This is a genomic window from Mycobacterium sp. (assembly GCF_035653355.1).
GTDB lineage: Bacteria > Actinomycetota > Actinomycetes > Mycobacteriales > Mycobacteriaceae > Mycobacterium.
On record NZ_DASRBZ010000438.1, the window covers coordinates 1 to 2,962 of the forward strand.

The 2,962-nt window shown below is 69.8% G+C and carries 3 protein-coding genes; all 3 read right to left on the reverse strand.

Going from position 1 to position 2,962, the window contains the following annotated elements; genetic code table 11:
- A partial coding sequence (gene murD / locus VFA16_RS15070; protein WP_324968594.1) for a UDP-N-acetylmuramoyl-L-alanine--D-glutamate ligase occupies positions 1–1,012 on the reverse strand: 1,012 nt, incomplete at its 3' end.
- Position 1,013: 1 nt separating this feature from the next.
- Positions 1,014–2,093: a phospho-N-acetylmuramoyl-pentapeptide-transferase gene (gene mraY, locus VFA16_RS15075; RefSeq protein WP_324968595.1), complete on the reverse strand. Its 1,080-nt coding sequence runs from the start codon at positions 2,091–2,093 to the stop codon at positions 1,014–1,016.
- Positions 2,090–2,962: UDP-N-acetylmuramoyl-tripeptide--D-alanyl-D-alanine ligase (locus tag VFA16_RS15080; RefSeq protein ID WP_324968596.1), on the reverse strand; the 873-nt coding region annotated here is incomplete at its 5' end. The genes mraY and VFA16_RS15080, both read right to left, overlap by 4 nt.

Genomic DNA, 2,962 nt, shown 5'->3' on the forward strand with positions numbered 1-2,962 from the left:
TGGCCTTGGAGTCGTCGACGTAGCTGATGCCGTCGACGACGGCCACCACCTCGGCGCGGTGTCGCCCGACGCGAAAAGACGCGAGCGCGTCGGCGACCGCTTGGGCGGGCACCCCGACGCAGCGGGCCAGCGCCGCAGCGCCGAGCGCGTCGAGCACGCCCACCGGCCCCGGCACCGGTATCGAGTCGACCTGCGCCAGCGCGAGGTCGTCGGCGAAAGCCCGGTCGACCAGCTGCCCGTCGCGCACGCCGAGCTCCCCGGCAGCCGGTTGGCCGAGCCGGAACCCGACCCGCACGGGCGCACTCGCGGTGTCCAGCAGCGCTGCTGCGCGATCATCGTCGAGCCCGACCACAGCTACCCGGCCGCCCAGCACTCGTGCCTTCGCCGCCGTATAGGCGGCCATGCTGCCGTGCCAGTCCAGGTGGTCCTCGGCGATGTTGAGCACTGCGCCGGCCTCGGGCCGCACTGACGGCGCCCAGTGCAGCTGGAAACTGGACAGTTCCACCGCCAGCAACTCGGCAGGCTCGGCCAGGGCGTCCAGCAGCGGGTTGCCGATGTTGCCGCACAGCCGGGCGTTGAGGCCGGCCGCGGTGAGCATGGCGTGCAGCATCGAGGTGGTGGTGGTCTTGCCGTTGGTGCCGGTGACCGCCAGCCAGCGGCGTGGCGGCCCGTAGTGGCCGGAGGCGTCAAGCCGCCAGGCTAGTTCGACGTCGCCCCAGATCGGCACGCCGGCCGCGGCGGCAGCGGCCAGTAGCGGCGCGGTCGGTCGAAAGCCGGGACTGGTGACCACCAGCGCATAGTCGCCGATGTGCTGCGCGGCGGCGGACGGACTCGTCGCGGCCACCCCGCCTTCGGCGTAGTGCTGCAATGCGGCTGGGTCGTCGTCGCACAGGGTCGGTCGCACCCCCAGGGGCGCCAGCGCGGCGAGCACCGAACGCCCCGTCATCCCGGCGCCGGCCACCAGTACGGGCGCGTCCGGTGCGAGCGGGTTCAGCCCGGCCTCGTGCCCCATGTCAGTCGCCGATCGCGGCCAGCCACTCGCTGTAGAACAGGGCCACACCCAGACCGCAGCTGATGGCGGTGAGCAGCCAAAACCGCACGATGACCGTGGTCTCGGCCCAGCCTGCGAGCTCGAAATGGTGGTGGAAGGGCGCCATTCGGAACACCCGCCGACCGGTGGTGCGAAAGGCCAGGATCTGCAGCACCACCGAGGTGATCTCGGCGACAAACAGCGAACCCAGCACGACGGCGAGGATCTCGGTGCGGCTGGTCACCGAGATGCCCGCGAGAATTCCGCCCAGCGCCAGTGATCCGGTGTCGCCCATGAAGATCCTGGCCGGCGCGGCATTCCACCACAGAAAGCCGATGCAGGCGCCTGCTGTCGCGGCCGCGACCAGTGCCAGATCCAGGGGGTCGCGCACGTTGTAGCAACCCAGTCCCGGCGCGGTCGCGCAGGCGTTGCGGTACTGCCAGAACGTGATCAGCACGTAGGCCGCGGTGACCATCGCCATGGACCCGCCGGCCAGCCCGTCGAGGCCGTCGGTGAAGTTGACCGCATTCGACCATGCACTGACCACGACCACGCAAAACAGGACGAACAACGCGGGAGCCAAAGTGACCGTGGCGATTTCGCGTACATAGGACAGGTCGGAGCTGGCCGGGGTCAGGCCGTCGGTGTTGCGGAACTGCAACACCAGCACCGCGAACAACACCGCCGCCGTGATCTGGCCGACCATCTTGGCGGTCTTGTTCAACCCCAGGTTGCGTGACCGCCGCACCTTGATCAGGTCGTCGACGAAGCCGACGGCGCCGAGCGCGGTGGCCAACAGCAACACCAGCAGCCCTGAGGCCGAAGGTCCGTAGCTGTCGAAGGCCAGGCCCGCCAGATGGGTGCCCAAGTAGCCCGCCCAGATGCCGGCCAGGATCGCCACCCCGCCCATCGACGGCGTGCCGCGCTTCGTCTGATGACTCGGGGGGCCGTCCTCGCGAATCTCGTGGCCGAACCCCTGCCTGGTGAACAACCGGATCAAGGCAGGGGTCAGCAAGATCGACACCGTCAACGAAATGCCGACGGCGATGAGGATCTCGATCATGACCGAACGCCCCGGCCATCGCCGGCAACGTCGGCGACCAGCGCATCCGCCAGTTCACCGAGCCCGGCGGCGTTGGAGGCCTTGACCAGCACCACATCTCCCGGCTGCAGTTCGGCGCGCAGCAACGCCAGCGCGGCGTCGGCGTCGGCGACGGGAATGGCCTCGGCCCCCCACGAGCCCTCCATCACCGCGCCGTGGTGCATGGCGCTCATCGACCTCCCGGTTCCGACGACAACGAGACGAGACACATCTAAGCGCACCGCCAACCGGCCGATGCGATCATGCTCGGTTATCGCGTCGTCGCCGAGTTCGGCCATCTCCCCCAGCACCGCCCAGCTGCGACGCGGCTGCGGTGCCTGATGGGCGATCGAGGCCAGTGCTTGCAACCCGGCGCGCATCGAGTCGGGGTTGGCGTTGTAGGCGTCGTCGATGACGGTCACCCCGTCGGCGCGGGTGATCACCTGCATGCGGTGCCGCGACACCGGTCCGGCACTGGCCAGCGTGTCCGCCACCTGCTCGAGGCTGGCTCCGCATTCCAACGCCACGGCTGCGGCGGATAGCGCGTTGCTGACCTGGTGTTCGCCGTGCACGCCGAGGTGGACGTCGACGGCGGAGTCGCAGGTGTGCAAGGTGAAGTGCGGGCGGGCCAGCTCGTCGAGGGTGACCGGCCCGGCCCAGACGTCACTGGGGCCGGCGTCGGAGCTTTGGCTTCGGCTGACCCGCACCACCCGGGCCGCGGTTTTGTCGGCCATCGCCGCCACTGCCGGGTCGTCGGCATTGAGTATCACCACGCCGGATGGCGGGACCGCTTGTGGCAGTTCGGATTTGGTCGCCGCGATCGCTTCCCTGGACCCGAATTCGCCCAGATG

Bases quoted from the DNA above. Each gene is read 5' to 3' on its own strand.
- mraY (WP_324968595.1), bottom strand. From the start codon at position 2,093: ATGATCGAGATCCTCATCGCCGTCGGCATTTCGTTGACGGTGTCGATC.